5 protein-coding genes are annotated in these 4,089 nt (G+C 32.8%); 4 read left to right on the top strand and 1 reads right to left on the bottom strand.

Going from position 1 to position 4,089, the window contains the following annotated elements:
- Nucleotides 1-248: 248 nt before the first annotated feature.
- Nucleotides 249-488, bottom strand: a complete 240-nt coding sequence (locus tag AACY61_RS09885; protein WP_317206097.1) for a transposase — start codon at nucleotides 486-488, stop codon at nucleotides 249-251.
- A gap of 730 nt (nucleotides 489-1,218) precedes the next feature.
- On the opposite strand from AACY61_RS09885, the gene AACY61_RS09880 reads away from it, so the two are divergent.
- From AACY61_RS09880 to AACY61_RS09865, 4 genes are all read left to right on the top strand, one after another.
- The gene (locus tag AACY61_RS09880) at nucleotides 1,219-2,220 is read left to right on the top strand and encodes a TlpA disulfide reductase family protein (protein WP_339611414.1); all 1,002 of its coding nucleotides are present in this window, start codon (nucleotides 1,219-1,221) and stop codon (nucleotides 2,218-2,220) included.
- Between the two features lie 116 nt (nucleotides 2,221-2,336).
- Nucleotides 2,337-2,651 (top strand): hypothetical protein, encoded by a 315-nt coding sequence (locus AACY61_RS09875; protein WP_228251635.1) that lies wholly within the window; start codon nucleotides 2,337-2,339, stop codon nucleotides 2,649-2,651.
- A gap of 167 nt (nucleotides 2,652-2,818) precedes the next feature.
- A complete protein-coding gene (locus tag AACY61_RS09870; protein WP_228251636.1) occupies nucleotides 2,819-3,550 on the top strand; it encodes a YafY family protein in 732 nt (243 codons plus the stop codon).
- Nucleotides 3,551-3,590: 40 nt separating this feature from the next.
- Complete coding sequence (locus AACY61_RS09865; RefSeq protein ID WP_228251637.1) at nucleotides 3,591-4,001, top strand: VOC family protein; 411 nt, start codon at nucleotides 3,591-3,593, stop codon at nucleotides 3,999-4,001.
- Nucleotides 4,002-4,089 lie beyond the last annotated feature (88 nt).

The following is a 4,089-nucleotide window of genomic DNA, read 5'->3' as shown; positions in this document are numbered from 1 at the left end:
TAAATGGTAAAGGAGAGGGAAGATTTCATTTAAAAAGTCTTTGGCAGGTAGGGCTACATTAATAATGCTGAATATATGAAAAAAAAATGAATTCCTATCTTCCCCCTGTTTACAACAAAGAAATAAGCTAACTTTAAAGTATTTTATCCTAATTTTGACGCATAATTTTCATCGTATGGTAAACCTGATGTAGCCAAAGCAAATGTCTGTTTTAGTAGTTTATTACATATAGCAATAGAGCAAGCTTCTTACTTTCCCTTGGCTACAATTACGGTCATAAAGCGTCTTACAAGCCCTATTGTACTTGCAAGCATTGAAGGCATACAAAATAAGAGGTTCCTGAGTTTCTTGTTACCTACTTTACTAATCCAACTTCTCCCTCGAACACTATTCCCAGATTCTCGTATCGTTGGAGTGATTCCTACATAACTGCATAATTGACTTGCGTCCTCAAAACTGGTAAAACCATTGGTTAACACTAATAACATTATGGTGAAGACATACCCGTTTTCGGACAGCTCTAAATTACACAATTCTTCTTCAGGGAAGCCTTCAGCTTTAGCAAATCAAAAATTAAAGTCGATCTAATCGAGGTCGAAAAAATATGGAGCTACAACTTCAAAAAATGTTAGGTAACGAAATAAGGCAATTATTATGAACGAAGATCAGGCTAAAGTTATTTTAAAGAAAAGTACTTTAAAAACAACAGACAATTTCACAGATAGTGTAATGGAGCAGATTGAGGCTAATACGAGAGTGCAATTTAAATTTCCGTCGATAAAGAAAATTTTTAAAAATAGTTGCGGTAGTACTGTCCTTGTTTTTTTACTCTTTTCAAAACATTTACATTTCTTCCAAGATTAGAGATTTTTGGTGACGTCTATCGCACAAAGTTATTTGCACTATTATTATTCTCAGTTTTATTAGGAATTAATTATTTATTGAAGTTGCATTATAGCTCAAAACAACTTGTTAAAAATTAAGGATATTGAAGTATAATTTTTGCTCATTATTATTTTACTGAATATAGAATTTATTAAAAATATCTGTAGACATAAAAAATTAATTGCTAGGTTGTTACCTACTTACGAAAATCCTTGTGGATTTTCTATTCGGTTTGTATTTGCTAAATTAGATGTTTAAACCACGCAACTAGTATTATACAAACACCTTGTAAATAAGGCTCGAAAAAAATTCGAACTAAAAACTATAAGTTTTATGCTGAGATTTCTACTAATAATAATCTGTTTCTATAGTTTAAATTTAAATGCTCAACAAAATAAATTTTCTCTAACTGGTAAAACTTCAAACATAGAAGACGGAACTTTTCTATTTCTAAGAGATTTAGTAACCGGGAAATTTATAGATTCTACAAAAGTTGAGAATAATAACTTTACGATGAATACAAAACTTGAGGAGTCTATGGTGTATTCAATGTTATTTACAAAGGATAAGAAAAACTTTAAAGAACTTTGGATAGAAGGGAGTAAAATGACTTTAGATGCATCAAATACAAATTTTAGTGACGCAGTTGTTGATGGATCAAAAAGTCAAGATTTATCTAAAAAAATACGAAGTGAAGTTCACGCAAATATTGTAGATCTACCTCAGGATACCATAAAGAAAAGAGAAATTAATTTTATAAAGAAATATCCGAATTCATTAGTGAGTGCATATTTTCTACATGGAAATAGAAGAATGACCCACCAAGAAATAAAAGAACTCTATTTGACTTTATCCACAGACGTTCGTGATTCTGCTTTAGGTCAAAAAATTGCTAATTTCCTGGAAAAAGACATGCCGGGAATAGGTGAAAAATATAAAGATTTTCAAGTTCCAAATAAGAAAGGCGAACTTCAAAAGATTTCTGACCTCACCGGGAAATTAACGCTCATTCAATTTTGGTCATCAACATGTGAAGGGAGTCTAAAAATGAATACAACTCTGAAAAAAGTTTATGATAAATATCATTCACAAGGTTTGAATATCATTAGTATTTCAAAGGATAATTCTAAAACAAATTGGATCAACGAAATAAATGAAGATAATTTATCATGGTCACAGCTAAGTAACTTAGAAGGCTGGGAAGGAGAAGTTTTTAAAGCTTATGGAATTTCTTCGACTCCATCAAATATACTTATTGATAAAAATGGAATTATAATTAGCAAAAATCTAATGAGTAACGAATTAGAGAATAAAATAAATCAAAATCTAAATTAATCTGGGTCTTTCCGAGTTTATAACAAGTAGATCCACCATAAACTTCTGAATTTGAACAGCAGTTTATTAATTGCGAATTAAATCCAGAGATTTTCACTCACGAAGCACATTTGAGATTGACGTGGATAAACATTAAAAAATATGGCATTGAGAAAGCCGAAACTAACATACCACGTCAATTGCGAGAATATATCAAATCCGTTGGGGCAGAAAACAAATATAACACAACTTTGACTTTTGCTGCAATCAAAGCAGTTTATCATTTTATGCTCAAATCTGATTCTATTAGCTTTCAGGAATTTATGATTGAATTTCCAAGACTTAAAAATAATTTTACAGAATTAATGTCTTGTCACTATGGATTTGACATTTATAATTCAGAAAAGGCAAAAATGAAATTCATGGAACCTGATTTACTACCTTTTGATTGAAAGAAAACTATTGCCAAAAAAGTGTAAAAAATGCACGGCTTATAGGCAAACCGAAAAGTTCCCCCTTCCGGTGAGCTTTGGCTTCGGCCTACAGTGGCGTACTTTTAAACGCCCCATTTTTACACAGCTGGCGGTAATGCGAAAAAAAATAAAACGTCACACCTACAATGAAAGATAATGACATTAAGAGAATCTCAAGACTGACTGCAATTTTAACCCAACTACAAACACAACAACTTATTACTTCGACCAGTCTTGCTGAAAAATTTGGGGTAAGTGTTCGAACAATTTATCGCGATATTAGAGCTTTAGAAAAAGCAGGAGTGCCTATATTAACCGAAGAAGGAAAAGGATATTCCCTGATGGAAGGTTATAAAATTCCACCAATCATGTTTTCCGAAAACGAGGCAAATGCTTTAATTACAGTTGAACAATTAGTACTTAAAAACAGGGACAGTTCACTTATTAAAGAATATATAAAAGCCATCAATAAAATTAAAGCAGTTCTGCGATATTCCACCAGAGAAAAGACAGAATTGATATCAAAACGAGTTGCTGTTAGTCCTGCAATATCAGGTATAAATACAAGTAATTCGCTCATGTTAATCCAAAATGCGCTGACCAACTTTCAAGCGCTTATTATTACTTATCAAAGTGAAGATGCAAACAAAACAACCGAAAGGCTAATAGAGCCTTTTGCATTGTATTACAGTTTACAAGAGAATTGGACACTCATTGCGTATTGCAGATTAAGAAAGGATTACAGAATGTTTCGGTTGGACAGAATGCAGAAAATTCATCAAACAAAATTAAAATTTGCTCCTCATAAGCTCACCTTACAGGAGTATTTGGCTGAGAAAGAAAAAAAGTTCAAGACCCCTGACACACCGCTGTCATGAGGTGAAATTACTTTTGCTGCGTAATTAAAAATCTAAAAAAATGAATTTAGTATCCATTCGCATCATTACTGCCGATTTAAACGGTTTGGTAAAATTCTATGAGCAAGTAACAGGTATGCCGGTAGTGCAATACACACCTGATTTTGCTGAGCTGCAAACAAAAACAGCAACTTTAGCTATAGGAAGCACGAAAACATTACAGTTTTTTGGTGGAGCAGATGTTGCACAGGCTTCACAAAACCGCAGTGCTATTATCGAGTTTTTAGTAGATGATGTAGAAAAAGATTATGAAAGATTAGCTGATTTCTTAAAGCCTTACATCGTTCAGAAACCAACAACAATGCCCTGGGGAAACAAATCGCTTTTATTCCGTGATCCTGACGGTAATTTAGTTAATTTGTTTACACCAGTAACTCCTGAAACAATCAAAAAATTTGAAAGTAAAAATTAAGCACTAACCTCAAGCCTAGTGGATGTACTCCGCCATCAAATGACGGAGTGCTCCCCTCCCCCCTTACATACTGGTATCGTATACGTTA

It is taken from the genome of uncultured Planktosalinus sp., assembly GCF_963973675.1.
GTDB lineage: Bacteria > Bacteroidota > Bacteroidia > Flavobacteriales > Flavobacteriaceae > Planktosalinus.
Note: the sequence above shows the minus strand (reverse complement) of the source record. Positions and strands in the feature narration are given on the sequence as shown.